This is a genomic window from Flavobacterium algoritolerans (assembly GCF_030010385.1).
Taxonomy (GTDB): Bacteria; Bacteroidota; Bacteroidia; order Flavobacteriales; family Flavobacteriaceae; genus Flavobacterium; species Flavobacterium algoritolerans.
In genome coordinates this window covers 1172595-1197613 of record NZ_JASCRZ010000001.1, presented here as the reverse complement: position 1 = coordinate 1197613, position 25019 = coordinate 1172595, and the positions used below count along the sequence as shown (strand labels likewise).

Here is a 25019-nt window from a genome sequence, read left to right as displayed (position 1 = left end):
GCTACAAGAAGCGAGAAAAACCTAAAAAACAAGTCTTGATTCTTTCTTCTTGATTCTTAATTTTATAAACTCAATAGCTTTTCGCGAAACAAATCAGCGTATTCTTTTATTACATTTTTATCAAAATACGGTTCTTGCTCAATTCTTCCAATGCATTTTACTCCCGTTTTAGATAAAATAATCGATTCGGTTGCTTTATTTTCGTCACCAGAAAAAACTATTCCCACGACTGCGATTTTTCTGTTTTGCAAGGCTTCAATCGTCAATAACGTATGATTGATACTTCCCAAGTAATGTCGGGAAACCACAATCACTTTATATTCATTTTGAATCAAATCAATAACACAATCATTTGAATTCAACGGAACAAAAACACCTCCAGCACCTTCAACAACCAAATGATTTTCTGTTTTGGGCTCAGTAATTTTCTTTAAATCAATAACAATTCCGTCCAATTCAGCAGCGAGATGCGGACTTGCAGGCGTGTTCAAAGCATAACTGTTCGGATGAATTACCGTCTTTTCATTAGATAAAAAACATTTGATTTTATGACTGTCGGAATTTTCTAAATCGCCAGCTTGGATGGGTTTCCAATAATCTGCCTGTAAAGCTTCTGTAATAATAGCTGACGAGATGGTTTTACCAACATCAGTTCCAATTCCTGTTATAAATAGTTTCATATATATTTGGCCACAGATGACACGGATTAAACGGATTTATATAGATTTTAAATTTTTTCTGTTGTTTGTGAAAATTAGTCTTTTAATTTCTGGTTTTTCTCCAAAGTTTAACAACAAACCTATTTCAATATTTGTAGCTTTTAAATAATTTAAAGTCTGAACATAATGTGCCTTCACTAAACTATCACAAGCCTTTAATTCTAAAATGATAAGATCATTGATTAGTAAATCAGCAAAAAAATCACCAACAAGTTCATTCTTATAATATACTTTAATTTGCTTTTGAGGTTCAACTTTAAAACCTTGTGATTTTAATTCCAAATACATTGCATTTTGATACACTTTTTCAAGAAAACCATAACCCAATTCATTGTAAACGTCATAAAAAACTTTTAAAATAGATTCCGATAATTCTTTGTGTAAAATTTCAGTCATTATTTAGTATTTAAAAATTAAAATCCGTTTAATCTGTGGCATCTGTGGCTAAAAAAACAAAAGTACTCAACAAACGCAATACTTCAGAGATTTCTTCCGTCGAATTATAACTGTGTAAACAAAAACGCAAGCGTTCCTGCCCTTCGGGAACAGTTGGCGAAAGTATTGCTTTCACATCAAATCCTTTTTCCTGCAGTTGGTTGGCGATTGCTTTTACTTTTTCATTTCCTGGAATGATAGCGGATTGTATCGCCGATTTGCTTCGGACAAAAAGCGGCTTTAATCCCAACATATTTTTTTCCTGATTAAAAAAAACAATATTTTCTCTTAATTTTAAAATTGAAGTCGAATCCTGTTTTAAATGTTGGTATGCAACCAAAATCGTAGCAACAGAATGGGGTGAAAGCCCTGTTGTATAAATAAAACTTCGGGCAAAATTTACTAAATAATCCCTCAATTCAGTCGAACCTAAAATCGCCGCTCCATGACAACCCAACCCTTTTCCGAAAGTCATAATGCGGGCAAAAACATGATTTTGCAAACCTAACATTTGCACGAATCCTTCTCCTTCTATACCAAAAACTCCCAAAGCATGCGCTTCATCAACAACAAGATAACAGTGATATTTATCCGAAAGTTGAACTAATTCTTCTAGATTTGGACAATCTCCATCCATAGAAAAAACAGATTCGGTGACGATATAAATATTGGTGTTTGGATTCCGTAAAATCAATTTTTCTAAATCTTCAAAATCATTGTGATTGAATTTATAGGCTTTGGCATTAGACAGTTGAATTCCGTCCCGAATAGAAGCATGACACAATTCATCGTATAAAATCAAGTCGTTTTTTTGCGGAACAGCACTAAAAAAACCAACATTGGCATCATAGCCCGAATTAAAAATCAAAGCCGATTCAGATTTGTGAAACTTTGCAATAAAGTCTTCTGTTTCCTGATACAGTTTATGGTTTCCAGATAATAAACGAGAACCGGTTGCTCCGTTTTGAATGATGTTATTAGTAATTAAATGCTGATGCGTCTCCTTAAAAATAATTTCTGACTGAGAAAAACCCAAGTAATCATTGGAAGAAAAATCAATCTTTTTACTTGACAAAGGTAATTTTCGCAAAGCATTATTCTGCTTTCTAATTTCAAGTTTAGCGGATAAATTTTCTGGAAAATGTTTCATAGTCAGCAAAAATAAGCATCTTTTTTGGTTTATGGATTTTGTATCATTTTTGTTTGCTGATTTCTTCAAATTAATGAGATTTGAAATATAAATTCTAATTTAGAATCCCATTTCATAAATGATAAAAATATAATTCGTTAAAAATTAACAATTGAAAAATAGCAATGAAAAAAAAATACATAAATTTTTTCGAAAACGGTTTCGGTTTATAACTTTCATAAAATTATGTTAAAAAAAACTTAAAATTAATATCGAAGATGTTAACCTATGAAATAGTTTTCTACTTTCGGCAAATATGAAACGAATTGCATCACTTTTTCTAATAGTAACGTTGTTCTACAACGTGATGGGATACTATCTGATGTTTGCTTATCAAGAGGAGCAAGCGTGGGTGTCTTCTATGGAGAAAAAACATGATTCAGAGTTTCAAGTAATCAAATTGAACGCCACTTTATACTCCTTTATCGAAGACACTGATTTTGAGTATGTAAATGAAGATGTGGTTATCAACAATAAAAGTTATCATATTTTCAAGAAAAGAATTCAAAACAACATACTAAGTCTGTATTACCTACGCAATTCACATCAAGATGCAATAAGTCAGGATTTAAAAGACATTGTTGACAATCAATTATTCAACGGATCCTCATCAAAAGAGTCTCCAGTAAAAAAACTACTAAAATCTTTCCTAAAAGATTATGTAGCAAATACTGCTGTTTGCGTAGATTTTTCTCCAAAAACAGCCGTACTTTCAAGTGAACCTATCATTATGCCAAACCAGGCCTTAGATTCCGGATACATTTTCGTATCGTATTCACCACCCGATTTCGTTTAAATCTTCTTTCATTTTAGTGGAATCATTCGCTTTTATCTGGCATTTGTAAAGTCAAGATAATTCACGATTGCTTTTTAGCTAAATCTGTACATTTATTACACCCTTTTATTAGAAATTATGCCTGTTATAAATACAAAATAATCTTTTGTATTTTCCCGAATTCGCTTTTTGCGAATGAATTCAAAGGCCTATTTTGTATTTCTATTCTGGTATGTTTTGTACAACTAGCTTTCAGAATCATGATTTAAATTAATTTACAAATTCAAAAAATGGATTTTTAAAAGAGTTCTTTATTTCAAATGCAACCTTCAATCTATTCTTTTTGCCTTGTAAATTCAATGAGATTTTTTGGCCAAAGCCAAAGTAAATCTTACTTACAGTGACACTACCTATCCACTAACTTATCTGTTTTTAATACCAAACTTCTTTTTAGAAAGAAGCCGTTGTTGGCCTGTTTTATATCATTAACCATTTTAAAAAATCAATTATTTTAAATATTAAACTACTAACCAAAACCATTTTTTAATGAAAAAATTTTATCTGAGTTGCCTGCTGTTGGCACCTTTATTTATGAATGCTCAAACAGAGATTGACGGTATTATGATGAGCAAAAACAACTTTTGTTTTGGAGCTGTATACCAATATAGCAGCTGGGACCAGTATTGGGAAGGAACCTTTAAAAGAGAAAATCTTAATCTTGGTACCGTTTCTACAAAATCAGTTGCCTTAATGGGAAACTATGGCGTTTCTGACAAATTGAATATTATTTTCAGCCTTCCGTACGTAGAGACAAAGGCTTCTGCTGGAACAATGGAAGGTCAAAAAGGGCTGCAGGACCTATCGTTAACCATAAAATACATGCCTTTTGAAAAAACAATTGGAAAAGCAACCTACTCTTTATATGCTTTAGGAGGGCTTTCGGCTCCAGTTTCTAATTATTCAGCTGATTATTTGCCATTAAGTCTTGGACTAAGAAGCAAAACTGCTTCTTTACGATTGATGGGTGATTATCAAAGAGGTCACTTTTTTAGCACTGTTTCTGGAGCGTATGTAAAAAGAGCCAACATAACCATTGACAGAAATTCCTATTACACAAACGAAATACATTACACCAATGAAGTTGATATGCCCGACGCAATTTCTGTAAACTTCAGAATAGGCTATCGCTCAAACAGATTAATAGCCGAGGCAGTGGTAGACAACTGGGTTACACAATCTGGAGGATTTGACATTACAACAAACAATATGCCTTTTCCAAGCAATACTATGAATGCATTAAAAGTAGGCGTGAATACTAAATATACACTCAAGAAAATACCGGCATTATCTATTATTGGAGGATGCAATTTTGTTACAGAAGGCAGAAATGTTGGACAATCGAATACCTTTTATGGCGGTTTATTTTATATCCTTAATTTAAAAAAAACAACTCAAGAAAATGAAAAATAAAATACAAAAAATAGCCTATAACAGTCTTTTGGTTTTGTTTCTTACGATGAACTATTCTTGTAGTGATGAGTTAACAGAACGCAACGAACAATTCCCTCAATTAAATCCGGCTAATACAGACGAATTAGCAGGAACTTGGAAAACATTCCTATTGACTACACCGGATGAATTCTCTTTGGATGCACCAATCGCAAGTACCGCAGCCGCATTTACAAGGGAAATCAATGAAATAAAAAGTTACCAGGCAAGCATAACGCCAGAACAGAAAAAAATAATAAAATACTGGAGTGCCGGAGGTGTTTTACGTTGGAATGAAATCATGCGAACTTTAGTTGCAAGACACAATCGTCCACCATATCAAAATGAAGACGGAACGTATCCTGCACCATCTGGAGCAAATCCATTTGCAAATCCTGAATTTCCTTTTTCAAATCCTCCATACGCAGCAAGAGCCTATGCTTACGTGAGTGCCGCGCAATACGATGCAATGATTGCTACTTGGCATTATAAAAAACTGTATAATAGAGCTGCACCTTTTACGGTTGATGCAACTTTACCGGTTTTAATCCCAAAAAGCACCTTACCTTCATATCCATCTGAAGATGCTGTTTTAGCTGGAGTTACGGTTGAATTATTAAAATTATTGTTCCCAACAGAAATCGCTTACATACAAGAAAAAGCAGAGGAACAAAAATTATATCGCATTATTAGTGGTGCCAATGTTCGAAGTGATGTTGATGCAGGAATTATTTTAGGCAGAAAAATTGCAGGCAAATTTATCGCCAGAGCGGCTTCTGATGGAACTGGAGCAGCTATTGGTAATCAAGCGCTTTGGACACAACTGGAAACTCAAACTGCTGCCACTGGAGAAACTCCTTGGAAATCATTAGATGTACCTGCAAGACCTCCAATGTTACCATTGTTTGGAAAAGTAAAATCATTCTTAATGACTCCAGAAATGGTTGTTGCCAGCCGTCCGATTCCTCCGCCTTCTACAAAATCAGAACAATTTGCAAAGGAATTAGCTGAAGTAAAAAACTACGGAAAAAATGCCACAAGAAAGAACATGCAAATCGTGACTTTTTGGGCTGATGGTGTAGGAACTTATACACCTCCAGGACACTGGAATGCAATTGCATCAGAGTCATTTGTAGAGCTAAATTATAGCGAAGTACGATGGGCAAGAAATCTGGCATTATTAAATATTGCCATGATGGATGCGGCTATCAGCTGTTGGGATGCAAAATACACGTACTTCAACCCGAGACCTTCTCAAATTGACCCATCTATAAAAACATTGACAGGCACTCCTAATTTCCCTTCCTATGTGTCAGGACACTCAACGTTTAGCGGTGCAGCCTGTGTAGTTTTATCACACATAATTCCTGTAAAAAAACAAAGCTTTGTGGCTATGGCAAAAGAAGCTTCGGATTCTAGAATGTTTGGATGCATCCATTACAGAAGCGATTGTGAAAAAGGACTTGAATTAGGCGAAAAAGTAGGCGGTTTTGCTGTTGCAAGAGCACTTACTGATGGCGCCGAATAACTTAAAATAATTAAGTTGGTAATTTGTTTTAATGGTTTGTTTTAATATTTCATCTTCCCAACTACAGCCTAACAGACGTTGGAAACCTGTTAGGCTTTTTTTATTTTTCATGGGTCTAATTTGAAACAGAACAATGCATCGATTATAAAAAAAGCCAGAACAACCCATTAAACACCCTTACTAATGAAAAAAACATTCAATACTTTTTATTTTATTTTAAGCAAAAAAATGGAAAAACACAGCATCAATATGATGCGAATTTCATTGGCATTAATATACGTTTGGTTTGGTACTTTAAAAATTTTCGGAATGAGTCCTGCCGGCGAATTAGTAGAACAAACCGTTTATTGGTTTAAACCCGAAATATTTATTCCAATTCTTGGTATTTGCGAAGTTCTTATAGGTCTTGGTTTACTCATAAAACGGCTTATTCCTTATACTATTCCGCTATTATTAATGCATATGGCGGCTACATTTTTTCCTGTTTTTATTCTAAAAACTATTTGTTTTGATGCATTTCCTTATTGCCCTACTTTGGCGGGACAATACATAATCAAAAATCTTATTTTAATTTCTGGAGCCCTTGTGGTTGCAGGAAAATACAATGAAAAATATTATGCCGAAATGAATTTGAAATTAAGCGAAAAATAAAAATCTAAATCCATTTCGTGTAATCAAAGATTTTCTAATTTTATAATTACAGATAGTAAATACCAATCATCAATCCGTAATCAATAAAATCAAATGAAACCTATACTTTATAAAAGAGCGTCAACTCTAGACGAATTGGAACAAATTAGAACACTCCAATTACAAAATAGCTCTCAGAATATAAGTTCTGAAGAAAAACTTCAAGAAGGATTTGTTACCGTACAACATTCCGTCGATTTGCTAGAACAAATGAATTCTGCTTGCGCACATATTATTGCCAAAGACAATGACGCAGTAGTAGGTTTTGCACTTGTAATGCTTTCTGGCTTTAGGAACGAAATCAAGGCTCTAATTCCCATGTTTGAAAGAATTGATGAATTAGTACCCAAGGATAAAACCTACGTTGTAATGGGGCAAATTTGTGTAGATAAAAACCATCGCAAACAAGGAATATTCAGAGGACTTTATCATTTTTACAGAGAGGAACTGCAACATCAATTTGATTACTTAATCACTGAAGTTGCCGCTATAAATCTTCGCTCTATGCAAGCACACGAAGCCATTGGATTCAAAATAATTGATACTTATAACGAAGATGGGATTGTTTGGAATATTATACTTTGGGATTGGACATAAAAAAAAGCCTCACATATTTGTGAGGCTTTCATTTTTTATGATCAAGATTGCTTTAGTCAGCTAAAATAATAACTTTATTGTCTTTCATTTCAATTGTACCTGAATTGATAGCCAGTGTATAATTTTGAGCATCTAACTTCGTGAATTTACCTGCTACTTCTTTTGCAAAAGCAAAATCAGAAGCTGTAATTTTCACGACACCTTTTCCTAAAATAGAAACGATTGGCGCGTGGTTATTCAAAATCTGAAAGCTTCCATCAACTCCTGGCAATGTAACCGAAGTTACTTCTGCTGAAAATAATTTTGCTTCTGGTGATACTATTTCTAATAACATATTTTTGTAGTTTGAAAATTTAAAAGTTTAAAGTTTAAGGTTACGAGTGAACTTCAAACTTTAAACTTTAAACTAATTTTAAGCTTCCGCTAACATTTTTTCTCCAGCTTCGATAGCTTCTTCAATAGTACCTTTAAGGTTGAAAGCTGATTCTGGCAAGTGATCTAATTCACCGTCAATAATCATATTAAATCCTTTGATAGTATCTTTGATATCAACTAAAACTCCTTTTAATCCTGTAAATTGCTCAGCAACGTGGAAAGGTTGAGATAAGAAACGTTGTACACGACGTGCTCTTGAAACGGCTAATTTATCATCTTCTGATAATTCTTCCATACCAAGGATCGCAATGATATCTTGTAATTGTTTGTATTTTTGTAAAATTTCTTTTACTCTTTGTGCGCAGTCATAGTGCTCATCACCCAAAATTTGAGGAGTAAGAATTCTTGAAGTTGAATCCAATGGATCAACCGCAGGGTAAATACCTAACTCAGCAATTTTACGAGATAATACAGTAGTCGCATCAAGGTGAGCAAAAGTTGTAGCCGGAGCCGGGTCAGTTAAATCATCCGCAGGAACGTAAACCGCTTGTACAGATGTAATAGAACCTTTGTTTGTTGATGTAATACGCTCTTGCATGGCACCCATTTCAGTAGCCAATGTTGGTTGGTACCCTACCGCAGATGGCATACGACCTAAAAGTGCCGAAACCTCAGAACCTGCTTGTGTAAAACGGAAGATATTATCCACGAAGAACAATACATCTTTACCTTGATCAGTTCCTGCTCCATCACGGAAATATTCTGCAATAGATAATCCAGAAAGTGCTACACGAGCACGAGCTCCTGGAGGCTCATTCATTTGTCCGAAAACGAAAGTAGCTTTAGACTCTCTCATTCCTGGCATATCCACTTTAGATAAATCCCATCCTCCATTTTCCATAGAGTGCATGAACTCATCACCGTATTTTATAATTCCTGACTCTAACATCTCACGAAGTAAGTCATTTCCTTCACGTGTTCTTTCTCCTACTCCTGCGAATACTGAAAGTCCACCGTGTCCTTTTGCAATATTGTTAATCAACTCCTGAATCAATACTGTTTTACCAACTCCAGCACCACCGAACAATCCAATTTTACCCCCTTTTGAGTAAGGCTCAATTAAATCGATTACTTTAATACCTGTGAATAAAACTTCAGAAGAAGTAGATAAATCTTCGAATTTTGGTGCTTGTCTGTGAATAGACATACCGTTTTCTCCAGTTTTTGGTAAATTACCTAAACCGTCAATTGCATCTCCAATTACGTTGAATAAACGACCGTAAACATCGGCACCGATTGGCATTTGGATAGGATTTCCTGTTCCAACTACTTCATAACCTCTACTCAAACCATCTGTTGAGTCCATCGAAATGGTACGTACTGTATTTTCACCAATGTGAGATTGTACTTCAAGTACTAATAAAGTACCATCTTTTTTTGTGATTTCTAACGAATCATAAATTTTTGGAAGTTCAACATCCTTACCGTTGAAAACTACATCAACTACTGGTCCAATGATCTGGGCAACTTTTCCTATTACTTTTGACATTACTTATGTGTTTATTAAATAGCTATTTAGGTTTATGAATTAGTACCAACCGAAACGTATCGATTAAATGCTTTTTTCAGAGCGCAAAGATAATTTTTTAAAATATAAAATCAATTATTTTTTTATAAAAAAAGGAATTATTTAATTATTCATACGAATAGACCTAAAAAAAGGGAAAACATCGTACTATCCGCAAAATAAACAACCACCTACTGTAAAGCGGTGGTTGTCCAAAATATTTATTACAATTAATTATTATAGCGTTGCTGGATACAAAATACGGTATAAACCAACATTTTTATTTTTAAAATTAGCCCCAAACTTTGCATTGATCGCTTCAGTAAACAAATTTGCAATTATAGCATATCCTCTTGGGCTAGGATGAACACCGTCTAATGAAAACATTCCTCCGGTTACGTATGTGGATGTAGTTGTATAACCATTATAAACTATACCGCCATTAGCTAATTGATCCGTAACTGATTTTAGCTCCACAAATGCAAGACCTTTTGCATCAGCAATAGACTTAATAGTTACGTTATAAGCATCTGTTGCAACTTTTACTTCTGCAATTTCTTCTTTTGACAAAACCCAGCTATCAGCAAGAGGAACCGATACTCCATTTACAGCAGCAGCATTTCCACCAACTACTGTACCAATAAAACTTCGCGCTGGCAAGACCACTAAATCCTCAGCGGTGGCATGTCTAAAAGACGGGATACCAAAAGAAGTCCTGTCTGTTAAATAACTATCTACTATTACAACAGCATTTGCACCCGCTTTAAAATTTATTGTTCTTCTAGTTGCCTCAGTCGCAGTCAATAAATTAGCATTAACCATTGCTTGCAAACCTCCATTGTAAGCTGCATAACCTGCGTTTAACTGTGCTGCGGCTGCAGCTGATAAAGCAACTGGATTGTACGGAACGGTTGTGAAATATGGCAAAGCAGTCACATAAGGCAAATTAGCCACTACTCCTTTTGCACCATTAGCAGTCATCGCATTTACAATTCCACTAAATGCGCTAGCAAATACATTTGGATCAGTAATATCGTTACTTGAATAAGTAGCAGGATTTAAATTGCCCGTTCTATTTACTCCACTACCTCCTGAAGTAGCATATCCCAAAACATCATTCCCTCCAATCCATAACGAAAAAAAAGTTGGAGCTTGTGCCACGGCATCCGCTAATACTGTTGTTGAGGCAGAAGATGAAAACCTTGCGAAATAAGGATTCGCTTGCCCTGTTGCAACACCGGCAACATTTCCATAACCTGGCGCAACTAAATGATAACTTTTTGCTCCTGGCACACCCATGTTATTAAAAGAGCCTGTTAACTTAGTAGTAACCTCTGTTGACGGTATACCTGTAACCGGAGTAGGTGCAGTACCATTAAAAAACAAACGCTGCCCTTGAATCACATTACCACCCAACAACAAACCACCAACGTTATCAGCCATCAAAGGCGTTTTAAATTCACCTCCGCCTATTAAAGCAAACTGCTGCGAAATAATATTTGCATATGAACCTTGCTGAGCAGCTATGAATAATGCATTATCACTAAAACCGGCTGCATAAGAATCTCCAAGCGCTACATACTTGGATACTGATGCCGTACCTGAGGTTAAAGACTTCCCATCAGATGAATTAGCGTCAATTGTCACCTCTTCCTCACTATCACACGCTACAAATGCTAAAGAAGCAAATAATAACCATTTGAAATTTTTTATCATCGTTTTATAATTTAGTATTAATGAATGATTACGGGTTGATTGTCCATGATGCAAAATATTGCTGACCAATCAAACCAGCCCCTAACACTTGACCATATTCTTTACCACCTATGTTTGAAGCTCCTATCTTTAATGTAGATTTCAAAGAAGGGATTAGGTAATTTAATTGTGCGTCTATTACTGTAGCAGCAGCTATTGTACCGTCAGCAAATGAAGACTGCCATAAATATTCACTATTCCATCTTCCGCTTACATTAAATCCAAAATTTGGGAGTAACTTTTCATTACCAATGGATGCTTTAACGCGGTGTTTTGGCGTATTAAAACCAGCTTCAAAACTAGGGTCTTTTGACTGATCAAATTCGAATTCAGCATAATTGTAATTAACACCAATTTCAAAATCTTTGTACACTTTTCTAGATAATCCAAGACCAAATCCTAATGATTTAATTTCTAGAGGAGTATTTGTATACAATTGAAAAGTTCTTGTATTTCCATTTTGCAAAGCATGTAATGCTTTAGGTCCTTCTGGATTAGTTAAACCACCACCATCAAAAGCAGTTCCATATAAAGGAGTAATAACATTTAAGTTTCCGATAAAATTATTGTAAATGTTATAGTATCCATTAACATCAATTGAAGTTTTATTTATGAAAGATCGGTAACCTAATTCAAAAGCTTTTACTTCTTCTGGTTTAACTACACCAGCATTTGTTTTTCTCAATAATGCAGGATTAGCCGCAGCTGCAAAAGCAATGACAGATGATGCGGTATATGAATTTTCATATGCTCTTGTTCCGTTAATAGTCACCGATGTACCTCCGGCAAATCCCTGACCTACAGCAGTTGCGATTGGTAAAGTTTCTACAAATCGTATCAAGTTATCTGGTGCTGAACCAAGTAAAATTGCACTTCCTACATTGAATCCAATGTATTGATCCTGCGTAGTAGGGTTTCTAAAACCGGTTTGAAAAGATCCTCTGAAATTATGATTTTTGTTTTGTCCTGCGGAATATACAGCAGAAATTCTCGGAGAGTAGTTACCATCAAAATTCTGCGCTTTATCATAACGAATAGAACCGGTCAATTTCAAACGATCATCCATTAATTTTTTCATTATCTGTGTGTATACACCGTATTCATCATAACGTATCGGTCCAGCAGCATCTGTATAAATACGCCCAAATGAATTCAACTCGTATTCTCTATATGATCCTCCAACCTGAATTTCAGCAAATTGTATCAAATCTTTGAAATTATAATTTGCATCAGAGTGGTAAATTCTTGAATTATCAACCAATTTTGAACCCGACAATACACTCGGGTCATTAATAACTTGATTAAATGCATTTTTAAATGCATTTGTTCCTGGTATCAATCTACCAGTATCTGCAGTAGCTCTAGCACGTGCATGTGATTGCTCAGGAGTAAATCCTCCTAGCGTTGATTGTATGTAAGCCCCAGCATATTGTCCAAACCAAGTTCTGTCATCTTTCCATTTTCTGTTTACATTAATACCAGTAAACAACATGTCGTAGGACTGACCACCATCCTCAGTTGTAGTATAACCTCTTAAAAAGAAGTTTTTACCTTTGAATTCAATTTTATGTTGTTGCATAAAAAAATTATTCAAATAATAACGGTTGGCTCCCTGGTAAACTGTATTTCCATAACCAAATTTACTTTGCACAATTACTTCTAACTTTTCATCTCCGAATGGACGAATGTGTAAAGACAAATCTATTTTCGTATTGGAAACTCTATTATCAGTCAAATCAACTTCATTATATCCTGTTCTACTAACATTAGAATTTGGAAGTAAATTTACTGCCGAAGCAGGAATCAAATTTTGAGCTGCTAAAGCTTGACCAACTCCTTTAATATTTGTAGCAACTTCATCTCCGTAAACATTTATACCGTCATAATTAATAGTATTTCTATCAATCCCTACACGTGTTTTATCATCATAATTTACTGCATGCCACTCTGTACCTCTCATGTAAGTAAAATTTACTTTACCTGCTATATACTTATTGAATGCCTTAGCCATACGAAAACCATAATCAATATAGTCATTTGTACCCGCAGCTTTTTGAGAAGTTTGTCCAAATTTTGCATAACCAGTTATCCCTTCACTTGTAAATGGACTTCTACTGTTCATAAATAATATACCATTGAATGCATTTGCCCCATATAATGCAGAAGAGGCTCCTGGCAGTAATTCAACGCTTTGAACATCAATTTCAGATAAACCTATTAAGTTTCCTAGTACAAAATTTAACAAGGGGGAAGAGTTATCCATACCATCTACCAATTGCATAAAACGGGTATTTGCAACAGATGCAAAACCACGCGTATTAATCGATTTAAATGACATACTTGAAGTATTCATTTGAACTTCTTTCATGTTTTCTAATCCATCATAAAAAGATGGCGATGCCGTTTTCTTAATTTCAGCAATACCCATTCTTTCAATAGTCACTGGTGATTCTAGAACTCTTTCTGGGGTTCTTGATGCAGAGACCACAATTTCGTCTAATTTATTCTCTTCATCAACAAGTTTTACTATAACTTTTTGCGAGGAAGATGTTACTGAAACTCTTTGAGATGTAAAACCTACACTCGTAACCTCAATTGTAAAAGGGGGCTTTCTAGACGATTGTAAAACAAAAGAACCGTCGAAATCGGTAATCGCACCTGAAGTGTCTCCAACAATTTTAATGTTGGCTCCAGGAATAGGTTGGTTGTTACTGTCTGTAACAATACCTGAAATTGAATTTTGAGCAAAAGTTAGGCTACAAAAAAACAATGACAAAAAAAGTAAATACACTCTCATTGGGTTAAAATTTGTTGGTTTATGACGCCAAAGTACAAATATTTTTGATATTAATAAAAAAGCACCTGAAAAATTTCATATTTATCAGTTATTTTACCTCATTCGCACTTATTCTTTATTTATTTTTTAATGTTATATGTTAAAAATTATGTAATAATAATAGAATATCACTATGCATGCATATAAAAAATACATTTATCACAAAAAAATTATTAATTTTTAGATATTTGATAAAAGTGATAAAGCTGAGGAAATTTAACGTTTTCTTTACGCTTTTCAAGCATTTAAAGAAGTCACAATCCAAAAAAACTTATTCTATAAAAAAGCCTCGAAAGAAATCTTCCAAGGCTTTTTTTAAATATTGTAATGTGAATCTCTTTTGTATAAAAATTTATTCTACTGTTACTGATTTTGCTAAATTACGAGGCTGATCAACATTACAACCACGCATCACCGCAATGTGATAAGACAAAAGCTGTAATGGAATTGTCGTGATCAATGGTGACAAAGCATCTGATGTTTCAGGGATTTCAATAACATAGTCAGCTAATTCACGCACTTGTGTATCACCTTTAGTTACAACGGCAATAATTTTTCCGCTTCTGGATTTAATCTCTTGAATATTACTTACAATTTTGTCATAGTGTCCTTGCTTTGGCGCAATGACAACCACTGGCATATGTTCATCAATTAATGCAATTGGTCCGTGTTTCATTTCAGCTGCAGGATATCCTTCAGCATGAATATAAGATATCTCTTTAAGCTTCAAAGCGCCTTCTAGAGCTACAGGAAAGTTATACCCTCTTCCTAAATAAAGACAGTTCAGAGCATCTTTAAAAGTCAAAGCAATTTCTTTTGCTTTTTCATTTGTCTCTAAAGCTTCTTTCACCTTCTCTGGAATAATTTCTAATTCTTGCAAATACGTATGAAAATCGCTATTTGACAAAGTTCCTTTGGCCTTCGCCAAACGCAAAGCTATCATCGTCAATACCGTAATTTGTGTGGTAAAAGCTTTAGTCGATGCGACACCGATTTCAGGTCCGGCATGTGTATAAGCACCTGCATGTGTTTCCCTAGAAATAGAAGAACCCACTACATTACAAACACCAAACACAAATGCTCCGTGTTCTTTGGCTAGTTTTATGGCAGCCATAGTATCTGCTGTTTCTCCTGATTGTGAGATAGCGATAACTACATCTTTACTGTTTATTATTGGATTTCTATATCTAAACTCCGAAGCATATTCTACTTCTACTGGAATACGTGCAAATTCTTCAAAAACATACTCTGCAACTAAACCTGCATGCCATGAAGTTCCGCAAGCCACAATAATAATTCTATCAGCATTAAGGAATTTCTCTAAATTATCCTCAACTCCAGCCATTTGAATAATACCCTCATTAGCATGTAGTCTTCCGCGATAGGTATCTTTTATCACACTTGGTTGTTCATAAATCTCTTTGAGCATAAAATGATCGTAACCACCTTTTTCTATTTGCTCTAAGTTCATTTGAAGTTCCTGAATATATGGGTCAACTAAAGAATCATCTTTAATTTTTCTAATTTTCATGGCTTTATGCAATCTAATATTTGCCATTTCACCATCTTCAAGATAGATAGCATTAGAAGTATATTCTATAAAAGGTGAAGCATCTGAAGCAATAAAAAACTCTCCTTCACCTACACCAATAGCCAATGGACTTCCTAGTCTAGCAGCAACAATCTCGTTAGGAGTCTTTTTATCAAAAACAGCAATTGCATACGCTCCCACTACTTGATTCAAAGCTATTTGAACTGCTTTCCCTAGTTTTAAATTCTCTTTTTTTTGCACCTCTTCAATAAGATTTACCAATACCTCAGTATCTGTATCTGAATGAAAAACATACCCACGTTTTATTAGTTCTTCTTTTAAAGGCGCATAATTTTCAATAATCCCATTGTGAATTATTGCCAAATCCCCTGAATTAGAAAGATGAGGATGTGAATTTACGTCGTTAGGAACACCGTGAGTTGCCCAACGCGTATGCCCTATTCCTATAGTCCCAGTTTTTGTAATTGCTTCTGCAGCCTTCGCCTCAAGATCAGAAACCTTCCCTTTTGTCTTACAAAGTTTTAGTTCTTCACCGTCATACAACATTACACCAGCACTATCATAACCTCTATATTCAAGTCTTTTTAATCCTTTTATTACTATAGGATAAGCTTCTCTATAACCGATATATCCAACGATTCCACACATAGTTTTTTAATTAGGTTTTGTATAATAAATTTCAAGCTTCAATCTCTTATCCTCAGGAACCGTGGATTTACCTCCAAATAAAATCGTTCCTAAAGGATTCATTACAGATGATTTTGGCGCTCCAGAAATAAAAGCATTTGGAGTCCTTAATTTGTGAGAAGCTATAGTTGCAATATCTTCTGTAACTACTAATCCCAATTTAACATTGGTTGAATCTTTATATTTAACAAGATTCCTTATTTGATTTGTAACCCTAATTTTATACGTAACTCCTCTTTTACTAGTAGCATTTGTATTTATATTACCATCAAAAATGACTTTTGATTTTTTAACATCAATACTATTTGTTGTTGCATCTGAATAATAATCAACAATAGGTCGGTTATTATTAAAATCATATAAATAAACTCTTTGTGGCTCATAATTAGCAGCCATAGCAGCAGCGTCAATATGAAAAACTAAATTAGCTTCATTAATTAACCATCCACTATTCCTGATAGCTTCTAATTCACCCGGAGTATTAAAAAGACTTATCACTGCCACAGATCCTTCACCACCTTTTAAATATAATTTGTCATCACCTTCGGCTGTATTTCCAGTATTTGGCAAAGCATTATAAGCAAGTCCACTACCCGAAAAATCAGTATTCAACAAACTCACTGAATTTCCTGTCATGTCTAAAACTATAGTTTTTTTAACTCGTGTAATTGTAGTAACACCACTAGTTGTTGTTGACAAATCCTCATTATATTTTATAGTAATTTTTCCCGCCTTAAAATTTAACATTGCTAAATTCCCGGCACTACTTCCTGATTTTTCCATTTTAAAATAAAGTCCCCTGAAGTACTCTTTGAAAACATCATTTGTAGCCAAATTTCCAGCTCCAACAGCATCAATTATTCTTGTTTTAAAATAACCCTTATTCAAATTCAATTGCATTCCCGGAGGAGTTCTTGTAGTCGTAACTACTTTTGTAATTGAATCGGTTGTAGTAACTACATGCTCTGCTGGATCAAAGAAAAACTTATCGTTTTGAGCTAAATTAGAGTCGTCATTCAAACGATTTGGTTTTTTAACATTATCAAATTCAGCATTTTGATTTGTGAAATATTTTTGAGGCTGCAAAAACCCACCAATGGGATCTGCATCTCTCATATAATATCCAGACTCATAAACACTTAGTTTCATCTCAGCCTTATCAGGTCCGTATATAGAATCTAACACATAATCATGACTACCATCAGTTTTTGTAACCGTTTTTGACGCATCATAATAATATGGGATTGTCAAAACTACACTTTCAATATAAGGGCTCGTACTTATTGTTGTTAGGGTTGCAGACAAAGTCAATTGTGTACCAAAATTGGCCGTTGTTTCACCAAAATTTGGATTGTTATAAATTCCCAAAGGATTTACCACAAGATCATTTGATTGTATAGGACCCGTTTTTTGATTGTAAGCTAAAACATTGTACGTTTCTTTTTTGAGATCAAAATTGTTTTCACCAATTAAATCACCTCCAATTTCATTATAATCTTTATCACAGGAATATAAAAAAACAACACTCGCAACTACCAGAATTTTCTTAAAAAAAGAATTATTGTACATATTTAATAAAAAAGTTTAATTTAAAGAACCTCGTTTCTATAGAAATTAGTATACGCTTCCGCGAATGCATCTTTCGGTGCGAAAGGTAAAAAAGGTTTTCCTGAAGATTCTATAAATTTTGTTAAACTTGGAGATAGGTTTTCTGATGCTATAATCACCGCATCAGAATGTTTAATAGTAGCCTTAATGATGTTTTCATAGTCTGGAACTTCCAAATCTGAAATCGCATCATCAGGAACACCGTCAAATTTCACTTTATTAATCATTTCAACATCTAAAGTCCCATCAAAAGACTGACTGTAAACCGAAGTGACAATCTTTGTCTCAGAAAACAAGGCTTCATTTTTGTAAAAATGCTTCATGTAAATAGGCAACATCGCAGCCATCCATCCATGAACGTGAATAATATCAGGAACCCAATTGAGTTTTTTTACCGTTTCAACAACTCCTTTTGCAAAGAAAATGGCACGTTCATCATTGTCAGGATACATCACACCTTCTTCGTCAGCAAATGTGGCTTTCCTTTTAAAATACTCATCATTATCAATAAAGTAAACTTGTATTCTTTCTTTTGGTATGGAAGCCACTTTTATAATCAAGGGCATATCCAAGTCGTTTACTACCAAATTCATCCCCGAAAGTCTAATTACTTCGTGCAATTGATGTCTTCTCTCGTTAATATTTCCATACCTTGGCATAAAAATTCTTATCTGTCCACCTTGATCATTAATCATTTTCGGCACGTCGTAAGACATTAAAGAGACCTCATTTTCAGCGAGATAAGGCACCACTTCAGATGATACATATAATATCCTCTTATCTTTCATATTGTAATTTACTTAATTTATTGGCAATAAAAACCACGCAAAATTACAAAATTTTATGCAGTTATTAACTAAAATAGTAAGTTTGCATTTAATTTTAATAATACTGCCATGCATATTTTCTACGGAAAAGCATCTTTAATCGACTATTTGAAATCAATAAAAACCGTCCAATCCACTATTGGATTTGTTCCTACCATGGGCGCTTTACATCAAGGTCATTTGGCATTAATGCAAAAATCATTGCTCGAGAATGAAAATACTGTCGTAAGTATTTTTGTAAATCCAACACAATTTAACAATCCCGAAGATTTAGCAAAATACCCCCGAACATTAGAAGAAGACGTAAAAAAACTTACGGCTTTAAATCCAAATATAATTCTATACGCACCATCAGTTGAAGACATTTATGATGGGAAACCTCTTTCTCAATCTTTCGATTTTGACGGTCTTGAAAATCAAATGGAAGGCAAATTCAGACCTGGTCATTTTAATGGAGTCGGCACAATTGTAAAACGTCTGTTTCAAATAATAGAACCAACAAACGCGTATTTTGGTGAAAAAGATTTTCAACAATTACAAATTGTCAAAAAAATGGTAGCTAAAAACCACCTACAAGTAAACGTAATTGGCTGTCCTATATACAGAGAATCCAACAATCTTGCTATGAGTTCCAGAAACGAACGCTTGTCAACAGAGGAAAGAAACGAAGCGGCAATTATTTATAAAACATTAACCGCTGTAAAAGAAAAATTTGCGACTAATAGCACCACCGCTATTTCAGAATGGGTTCAAAAATCATTCAGCAAGAACACGCGCTTCACATTGGAATATTTTGTAATTGCCGATGAAGCAACACTTTTACCTTGTACCCGAAAAAATAAAAATAAAAAATACCGTGCGTTCATTGCGGTACTTGTCAATAATATTCGATTGATTGATACCATTTCATTAAATTAATTTACTTTTGTAGCATGCAAATTCAAGTCGTAAAATCAAAAATACACCGAGTAAAAGTAACTGGCGCCGATTTAAATTATATCGGTAGCATTACCATAGATGAAGCTTTACTGGAAGCCTCCAATATCATTGAAGGAGAAAGAGTATTCATCGTAAACATCAACAATGGCGAACGCTTTGACACCTACGCCATCAAAGGCGAAAAAAACTCAGGCATCATAACCTTAAATGGTCCAGCAGCCAGAAAAGTACAAAGAGATGATATTATTATCATTATTTCGTATGCAATACTAGAATTTGAAGAAGCAAAAGCCTTCAAACCGTGGATTATTTTCCCTAACGAAAATGACAATTCTTTGACCTAATTCTTCAAAGAACAAATACGTACTGATATACTTTTTGAAAAAGATAAATTCCTTATTTTATAACTCAAAGTAAAAGTATTTAACTTCACTAGACACTGAATATCTGATTTACTTAACTCAAAATCAGATATTCAATTGTTTTTTGTTTAGCGCATTTTTCAACTCCCTAAATCCTATTTATTTTTCTAAAAAGCAAGTGCAATTCTGGTGCCTTAACTTTTCTTGTTTTTAAAATAAAAGTAAATAAAGTATTATATTGCTGTCTTATTTAGGTGTACTTCAATTTCTAAACGCTCCACATTATGAAACAACTACTACTATTCTTATTCTTCTCTATTACAGCATTTTCACAAAAAACCATCATACCATTCGATTCAAACGCTTTGGGCGAAAGCCGTGAAATCACAATTGGACTTCCGCCTTCTTTCGAAAAAAACCCAAATAAAAAGTATCCGATACTTATTTTACTCGATGGCGATTACTTATTTGACCCATTTTACGGTGCTTTGAATTACGGTGCTTATTGGGATGATCTACCCGAAATGATTGTCGTTGGCATAAGCCAAAACAAAAATAACGAACGCTTTGACGACAGCACTTATGATGAAGCAGATGGAGTTCCTTCCGGAAAAGGCGCAAAATTCTTTGAGTTTATTGGCGCCGAGTTACTTCCTTATATCGAAAAAAAATACCCAGTTGCACCATTTCGAATCATTGCAGGACACGACACTACGGCGGGATTTTTAAACTTTTTTCTGTACAAAGACAATCCTATATTCAATGGATATATTTCATTAAGCCCGGAACTGGCTCCTGAAATGGAAAATATCATTCCAGAAAAACTTTCAAATATAAAACAACCTATTTTTTATTATCAATCCAATGGAGATGGCGATATAAAAAAAATTCAAGAGTCTATCAAAAAACTGGACGAGAACATAAAACAAGTTGCTAATCCTGAATTAAATTACAAGTTTGATAATTTTAAAGGCGCATCACACTATTCGCTTGTACTGTACTCGATTCCAAATGCCTTATACCAATTTTTTGATGCTTACAAACCCATTTCATCTACTGAATACAGCGAAAAAATTGCTGTGTTACAATCCGGTTATGTTGATTATTTGACCAATAAATATGCTGCTTTGTCCAAAAGTTTAGGTTTAAAAATACCTATTCGTGTAAACGATTTCAAAGCCATTGAAGCGGCAATCCTAAAAAATAAAGCCTATCCTGAATTGGATAAATTAGCTGAAATTGCCAATAAAAATTATCCAAAGTCAATGCTTGCCGATTATGAAATGGGTTTAATGTATGAGAAAATGGGCGACCCGAAAAAAGCGGCAAAACGCTATCAAAGTGCTTCTCAATTAGAGGAAATTGGCGACCTTACAAAAAACATGATGATGGAAAAATACGATGACATGACAAGCCAAACACCAAAAAAATAATGTCGAAAGTAAAAACAACTTTTTTTTGCCAAAACTGTGGCGCACAATATGCAAAATGGCAAGGACAATGCAATTCTTGTAAAGAATGGAATACCATTGCGGAAGAAATTATCCAAAAACAGGAAAAAACAGCTTGGAAAAGCGAAACTACTACCAGCAGTAAAGCACCGAAACCGTTACGAATAGACGAAATTGATTCGGCTCAGGAAATTCGAATGGACACTACAGACGCCGAACTTAATCGCGTATTGGGTGGCGGAATCGTTCCTGGTTCCTTGATTCTTTTGGGTGGTGAACCCGGCATTGGAAAAAGCACGCTTTTACTTCAAATATCCTTAAAGTTACCCTATAAAACCTTATATGTTTCGGGCGAAGAAAGTCAGAAACAAATAAAGATGCGTGCCGAAAGAATCACGCCAAGCGGTGACAATTGCTATATTCTTACTGAAACCAAAACCCAAAATATCTTCAAGCAAATTGAAGCCATTGAACCGGAAATCGTGATTATCGATTCCATTCAAACCTTGCATACGGATTATATTGAATCCACTCCCGGCAGTATTTCTCAAATTAGAGAAACCACAGCCGAACTGATCAAGTTTGCCAAAGAAACCAATATTCCCGTAATTCTGATTGGTCATATTACCAAAGATGGAAACATTGCAGGGCCAAAAATCCTGGAACACATGGTCGATACGGTTTTACAATTTGAAGGCGACAGAAACCACGTATACCGCATTTTACGTTCGTTAAAAAACCGTTTTGGTTCCACTGCCGAAATTGGTATTTATGAAATGTTAGGCAATGGATTGCGAGAAGTTTCGAATCCATCCGAAATATTGATTTCACACAAAGATGAAGAATTATCCGGAACTGCAATTGCGTCAACATTAGAAGGCATGCGCCCGTTGATGATTGAAATCCAAGCCTTGGTAAGCACCGCAGTTTACGGAACACCGCAACGCAGCACGACGGGTTATAATGCGAAAAGACTCAATATGATTCTGGCCGTTTTAGAGAAAAGAGCCGGTTTCAGGCTTGGCGCCAAAGATGTTTTCCTGAACGTGACGGGAGGAATTTCAGTAGATGATCCGGCGATAGATTTGGCTGTTGTAGCCGCCATTTTATCCTCGAATGAAGATATTGCAGTCAATAAAGATTTTTGCTTTGCCGGCGAAGTGGGACTTTCAGGCGAAATACGTCCGGTAAACCGTGTGGATCAACGCATTCAGGAAGCAGAAAAATTAGGTTTTTCGACCATTTTCGTATCCAAATACAATAAAATTGCATTGAAAAATACCGGAATCAAAATACGATTGGTAGCCAAAATTGAAGATGTGGCGAGTGAACTATTTGGATAAATATAATGTCAAAAAAACAAATAAAATAATACACTATGAATCTAAAAACAAACTGTATCGGAATACTGCTGTTGCTCATTCCTTTCTTTTCGGAAGCGCAACAAGCCGAAAATCAAAATGCTTTCCCCGTTCAACTCACTATTGCTAACGGAACTATTGAAGGAGAATTTGACATAAAGACAAACATTCAAAGTTTCAAAGGAATTCCGTTTGCACAACCACCAGTAGGTGATTTACGATGGAAAGCGCCTCAACCTTTAACCAATTGGACTGGAGTAAAACAAACCAAAAAATTTGGACCACGAGCCATTCAATCTAATGTTTTTGGCGATATGGGTTTTAGAAGTGATGGCATGAGCGAAGATTGTTTGTACCTGAACGTTTGGTCTCCTGCTAAATCTGCCAATGAAAAATTACCGGTTTTAGTGTATTTCTACGGTGGTGGTTTTGCTGCAGGCGATGGCTCAGAAAGTCGTTATGATGGTGAGAATATGGCAAAAAAAGGAATAGTAACCCTAACCGTAAACTATCGATTGGGAATCTGGGGATTTTTCTCCCATCCGGAACTGACCAAAGAATCACCGAATCGTGCATCTGGAAACTACGGATTATTAGATCAAAATGCTGCTTTAAAATGGGTACAAGCCAATATTTCAAAATTCGGAGGTGACCCAAAACGCGTAACTATTGCAGGAGAATCAGCGGGTTCTATTGCCGTAAGTGCACAAATGGCTTCTCCTTTATCAAAAGGAATTATTGCAGGAGCTATTGGCGAAAGCGGTGGTTCAATATTCCCAACATTAGCACCGGTTCCTTTGGCCGAAGCCGAAAAAACAGGCCTTGAATATGCCCAAAAAATCGGAGCAACTTCCTTAAAAAATCTTCGTGAAATGTCTACGTTAGAACTTTACCAAAAATCGTTAGGAAGCAGTTTAGGCGTTTTTAAAACTACCATTGACGGTTATTTTTTAACCAAAACACTACCTGAAACTTTTGAAGCCAAACAACAAGCTATGATTCCTCTATTATTAGGATGGAACTCCGAAGAAATGACTTACAGAGCATTGACAGCCGGAAAAGACATCAGTAATGAAACCTATATTCAAAAAGTAAAAGAATTGTATGGCAAAAAAGCCGATGAAGTATTGAAATTATATCCAACAGGAACTCTGGAAGTAACAGAGCAATCCGCCACCGATTTATCGGGTGACCGTTTTATCGCCTACAGCACCTGGAAATGGTTTGATTTGCATCGAAAAAACAGCACGCAACCAGTATATCGCTATTATTACACACATCCTAGACCAAAAATGCGAGACAATAGTCTTGAAGCTGGCCTTGCTGGCGGTGTCATCAAAAAGAATTCAAACACTCCAAAAGCACCAATACCAAAAGGAGCAGTACACTCTGCCGAAATCGAATATGCAATGGGTAATTTAGCCGGAAATAAAGACTATGCCTGGACAGAATCTGATTATGCAGTTTCAGAAACGATGCTGAATTATTTTGCCAACTTTATTAAAACTGGAAATCCAAATAGTGATAAACTTCCGGTTTGGCCAATGTCAAAAAATGAAGAAAAACCCGAAATCATGATTATCGATTTAGTCTCAAAATCAGTACGAGCAGAGAACGACGCCCGATACTTATTTTTAGACAAAGAATATTCGAAAAAATAATTTTTCTGCCGCTGCAAAAAAGAGGAAGTCACTAAAAAAGGCTTCCTCTTTTTTTGTTAAAAACTGAAAATCAAATAATTATATTTTTGTTTATTTCAATTAAAAAGAAAAAGCAGCAAAGGAATTCATTATTTTTCGTAACTTTGTGTCTAACAACACTTTACGAAAATAAAAATGAAACCTTCACACCAAACTATGACTCATTTATATGAACACTTAGGCAAAGTGTTCTATTCTATTGCGGCCATAGACAAAACCATTCGTACAGAAGAAATCAACAAACTGAAACAAATAATAAAGACCGAATGGCTTCCGCTGGAAAATAGTTTTAATGAATTTGGCGACGATACCGCTTATGAAATTGAGATTGTTTTTGACTGGCTTGTCGCCAATGAATGGGATTTGGAACAAGTGTTTCCCGACTTTAAAATTTTCAGAGCAGAACACCCACATTTGTTCACTCCAGAAATTAATGCCTTAATTCTAAAAACTGCCAACTCCATCGCTTCTTCATTTTCAGGAAAAAATAAATCAGAACACATTCTAATAAGTCAACTAAGCGCGATTCTGTTGCAATAAAAACAGCAAAAAACAATCTATTTTAATTTAAAATATCA

The 25019-nt window shown here is 34.9% G+C and carries 21 protein-coding genes; 11 read left to right on the top strand and 10 right to left on the bottom strand.

What is annotated here, in order from left to right; genetic code table 11:
- Positions 1 to 62: 62 nt before the first annotated feature.
- Genes bioD through QLS65_RS05180 form a run of 3 tightly spaced genes read right to left on the bottom strand, consistent with a single transcriptional unit; the run spans position 63 to position 2304 of the window.
- The gene (bioD, locus tag QLS65_RS05190) at positions 63 to 680 is read right to left on the bottom strand and encodes a dethiobiotin synthase (protein ID WP_282715641.1); all 618 of its coding nucleotides are present in this window, start codon (positions 678 to 680) and stop codon (positions 63 to 65) included.
- Between the two features lie 36 nt (positions 681 to 716).
- Positions 717 to 1115: a GxxExxY protein gene (locus tag QLS65_RS05185; RefSeq protein ID WP_282715639.1), complete on the bottom strand. Its 399-nt coding sequence runs from the start codon at positions 1113 to 1115 to the stop codon at positions 717 to 719.
- Between the two features lie 28 nt (positions 1116 to 1143).
- Positions 1144 to 2304, bottom strand: coding sequence for an aminotransferase class I/II-fold pyridoxal phosphate-dependent enzyme (locus QLS65_RS05180; protein WP_282715637.1), 1161 nt, complete (start codon positions 2302 to 2304; stop codon positions 1144 to 1146).
- Between the two features lie 295 nt (positions 2305 to 2599).
- On the opposite strand from QLS65_RS05180, the gene QLS65_RS05175 reads away from it, so the two are divergent.
- The 5 genes from QLS65_RS05175 to QLS65_RS05155 all read left to right on the top strand — a co-directional run bounded on the left by QLS65_RS05175 (position 2600) and on the right by QLS65_RS05155 (position 7421).
- Complete coding sequence (locus QLS65_RS05175; RefSeq protein WP_282715635.1) at positions 2600 to 3139, top strand: hypothetical protein; 540 nt, start codon at positions 2600 to 2602, stop codon at positions 3137 to 3139.
- Positions 3140 to 3664: 525 nt separating this feature from the next.
- The gene (locus tag QLS65_RS05170) at positions 3665 to 4588 is read left to right on the top strand and encodes a hypothetical protein (protein WP_282715633.1); all 924 of its coding nucleotides are present in this window, start codon (positions 3665 to 3667) and stop codon (positions 4586 to 4588) included.
- Positions 4578 to 6134, top strand: coding sequence for a vanadium-dependent haloperoxidase (locus QLS65_RS05165; RefSeq protein WP_282715631.1), 1557 nt, complete (start codon positions 4578 to 4580; stop codon positions 6132 to 6134). The genes QLS65_RS05170 and QLS65_RS05165 overlap by 11 nt, the downstream gene beginning before the upstream one ends.
- A 183-nt stretch (positions 6135 to 6317) precedes the next feature.
- Positions 6318 to 6785 carry a hypothetical protein gene (locus QLS65_RS05160; protein ID WP_282713320.1) on the top strand — a complete coding sequence of 156 codons (468 nt, stop codon included), beginning with the start codon at positions 6318 to 6320 and terminating at the stop codon, positions 6783 to 6785.
- A gap of 93 nt (positions 6786 to 6878) precedes the next feature.
- On the top strand, positions 6879 to 7421 hold the full coding sequence (locus tag QLS65_RS05155; RefSeq protein WP_282715630.1) for a GNAT family N-acetyltransferase: 543 nt from the start codon (positions 6879 to 6881) through the stop codon (positions 7419 to 7421).
- A gap of 52 nt (positions 7422 to 7473) precedes the next feature.
- Here QLS65_RS05155 and QLS65_RS05150 read toward each other — a convergent pair whose 3' ends face one another.
- From QLS65_RS05150 to QLS65_RS05120, 7 genes are all read right to left on the bottom strand, one after another.
- Positions 7474 to 7755 (bottom strand): FoF1 ATP synthase subunit delta/epsilon, encoded by a 282-nt coding sequence (locus tag QLS65_RS05150; RefSeq protein ID WP_099713839.1) that lies wholly within the window; start codon positions 7753 to 7755, stop codon positions 7474 to 7476.
- 78 nt (positions 7756 to 7833) lie between these two features.
- The gene (gene atpD / locus QLS65_RS05145; RefSeq protein ID WP_035668832.1) at positions 7834 to 9345 is read right to left on the bottom strand and encodes a F0F1 ATP synthase subunit beta; all 1512 of its coding nucleotides are present in this window, start codon (positions 9343 to 9345) and stop codon (positions 7834 to 7836) included.
- Between the two features lie 255 nt (positions 9346 to 9600).
- The gene (locus tag QLS65_RS05140; protein ID WP_282715627.1) at positions 9601 to 11079 is read right to left on the bottom strand and encodes an SGNH/GDSL hydrolase family protein; all 1479 of its coding nucleotides are present in this window, start codon (positions 11077 to 11079) and stop codon (positions 9601 to 9603) included.
- A 28-nt stretch (positions 11080 to 11107) separates the two neighbouring features.
- A complete protein-coding gene (locus QLS65_RS05135) occupies positions 11108 to 13915 on the bottom strand; it encodes a TonB-dependent receptor domain-containing protein (RefSeq protein WP_282715625.1) in 2808 nt (935 codons plus the stop codon).
- Between the two features lie 391 nt (positions 13916 to 14306).
- Positions 14307 to 16154, bottom strand: coding sequence for a glutamine--fructose-6-phosphate transaminase (isomerizing) (gene glmS / locus QLS65_RS05130; protein ID WP_282715623.1), 1848 nt, complete (start codon positions 16152 to 16154; stop codon positions 14307 to 14309).
- Positions 16155 to 16160: 6 nt separating this feature from the next.
- Positions 16161 to 17762, bottom strand: coding sequence for a BamH family beta-barrel-assembly machinery protein (bamH, locus tag QLS65_RS05125; RefSeq protein WP_282715621.1), 1602 nt, complete (start codon positions 17760 to 17762; stop codon positions 16161 to 16163).
- 20 nt (positions 17763 to 17782) lie between these two features.
- Positions 17783 to 18589: a glycogen/starch synthase gene (locus QLS65_RS05120; RefSeq protein ID WP_282713314.1), complete on the bottom strand. Its 807-nt coding sequence runs from the start codon at positions 18587 to 18589 to the stop codon at positions 17783 to 17785.
- A gap of 108 nt (positions 18590 to 18697) precedes the next feature.
- Between QLS65_RS05120 and panC the strand changes: the two genes are divergently transcribed.
- The 6 genes from panC to QLS65_RS05090 all read left to right on the top strand — a co-directional run bounded on the left by panC (position 18698) and on the right by QLS65_RS05090 (position 24981).
- Positions 18698 to 19546: a pantoate--beta-alanine ligase gene (gene panC / locus QLS65_RS05115; protein WP_282715619.1), complete on the top strand. Its 849-nt coding sequence runs from the start codon at positions 18698 to 18700 to the stop codon at positions 19544 to 19546.
- Positions 19547 to 19560: 14 nt separating this feature from the next.
- Positions 19561 to 19911 (top strand): aspartate 1-decarboxylase, encoded by a 351-nt coding sequence (panD, locus tag QLS65_RS05110; protein ID WP_121343221.1) that lies wholly within the window; start codon positions 19561 to 19563, stop codon positions 19909 to 19911.
- Between the two features lie 302 nt (positions 19912 to 20213).
- Positions 20214 to 21362: an alpha/beta hydrolase gene (locus QLS65_RS05105; RefSeq protein WP_282715617.1), complete on the top strand. Its 1149-nt coding sequence runs from the start codon at positions 20214 to 20216 to the stop codon at positions 21360 to 21362.
- Complete coding sequence (gene radA / locus QLS65_RS05100; protein WP_121343219.1) at positions 21362 to 22723, top strand: DNA repair protein RadA; 1362 nt, start codon at positions 21362 to 21364, stop codon at positions 22721 to 22723. The genes QLS65_RS05105 and radA overlap by 1 nt, the downstream gene beginning before the upstream one ends.
- Before the next feature lie 35 nt (positions 22724 to 22758).
- Positions 22759 to 24402 (top strand): carboxylesterase/lipase family protein, encoded by a 1644-nt coding sequence (locus QLS65_RS05095; protein ID WP_282715615.1) that lies wholly within the window; start codon positions 22759 to 22761, stop codon positions 24400 to 24402.
- A gap of 174 nt (positions 24403 to 24576) precedes the next feature.
- Positions 24577 to 24981 (top strand): hypothetical protein, encoded by a 405-nt coding sequence (locus tag QLS65_RS05090; protein WP_282715613.1) that lies wholly within the window; start codon positions 24577 to 24579, stop codon positions 24979 to 24981.
- Positions 24982 to 25019: the final 38 nt, after the last annotated feature.